Below are 1178 nucleotides of genomic sequence, written 5' to 3'. Positions count from 1 at the left end.
AGACTTCCTATTTCTGGTGAAATACGCCGATCCCGTTGCCCGAGTTTTTCGATGAAGCAAATGACCTTCGCCGACGCCGAGTACGCCGGCAAACGCAAGCAGACCCGCAAGGAGCTGTTCCTGATCGAGATGGATCAGGTGGTGCCTTGGAAGGGCTTGGTTGCCTTGATCGAGCCGCACTACCCCAGAGGCGAAGGCGGCCGTCCGGCGTACCCGTTGATGGCGATGCTGCGAGTGCATCTGATGCAGAACTGGTTCGGCTACAGCGATCCGGCGATGGAGGAAGCGCTGTATGAGACGACCATCCTGCGCCAGTTCGCCGGACTGAGCCTGGAGCGCATTCCCGACGAAACCACCATCCTCAACTTCCGTCGTCTGCTGGAGAAACACGAGTTGGCGGCTGGGATTCTGGCGGTGATCAATGGCTACCTGGGCGACCGGGGTCTATCGCTGCGCCAGGGCACCATCGTCGATGCCACGCTGATCCACGCGCCCAGTTCGACCAAGAACCAGGACGGCAAGCGTGATCCGGAGATGCATCAAACCAAGAAGGGCAGCCAGTATTACTTCGGCGCGAAAGCCCACATCGGTGCCGACGAAGAATCGGGCCTGGTGCACAGCGTGGTGGTAACCGCCGCCAATGTCGCGGACATCACCCAGGTCGACAAACTGCTGCACGGCGAGGAAAACGTGGTGTGCGCTGACGCCGGTTATACCGGAGTCGAAAAGCGCCCTGAACATGAAGGGCGTCAAGTCATCTGGCAGGTCGCGGCCCGACGCAGCACGTACAAGAAGCATGGCAAGCGCAGTGCCTTGTACAAAGCGATCCGCAAGATCGAGAAAGCCAAGGCTCAGGTGCGGGCGAAGGTTGAGCATCCATTCCGCGTGATCAAGCGGCAGTTCGGCTACACCAAGGTGCGCTTCCGCGGATTGGTCAAGAATGCCGCGCAAATGGTGACGCTGTTTGCCCTGTCGAATCTGTGGATGGCCCGCCGACATTTGCTGGCCAGCGCAGGAGAGGCGCGCCTGTAATGCGGAAAATGGCTGCTGCGAGGTGCTCGCGGCAGCGAAAAAGAGCGTGAAGCGCAACGGATCTGGGTGTTATGGATCGAGTGGACGCTTTCAAAAACGGCAGGCGCTGAAGTTAGCCAGAAACGCATGGCTACTTCAGACCATCC

Annotated in this window: 1 protein-coding gene; it reads left to right on the top strand. The window is 59.5% G+C overall.

All coding sequences use genetic code 11. The features are described 5' to 3' along the window. Nucleotides 1–51: 51 nt before the first annotated feature. Nucleotides 52–1032, top strand: a complete 981-nt coding sequence (locus J7302_RS26260; RefSeq protein ID WP_215381773.1) for an IS5 family transposase — start codon at nt 52–54, stop codon at nt 1030–1032. The last annotated feature ends 146 nt before the right edge of the window (nt 1033–1178 follow it).

Origin of the sequence: Metapseudomonas boanensis, from assembly GCF_018704125.1 — a bacterium.
GTDB classification, from domain to species: domain Bacteria; phylum Pseudomonadota; class Gammaproteobacteria; order Pseudomonadales; family Pseudomonadaceae; genus Metapseudomonas; species Metapseudomonas boanensis.
This window is presented reverse-complemented; position numbering and strand designations above follow the sequence as displayed.

Coding starts and splice junctions, on each gene's coding strand:
- J7302_RS26260 (WP_215381773.1), top strand. CDS start 52: ATGAAGCAAATGACCTTCGCCGACGCCGAGTACGCCGGCAAACGCAAG.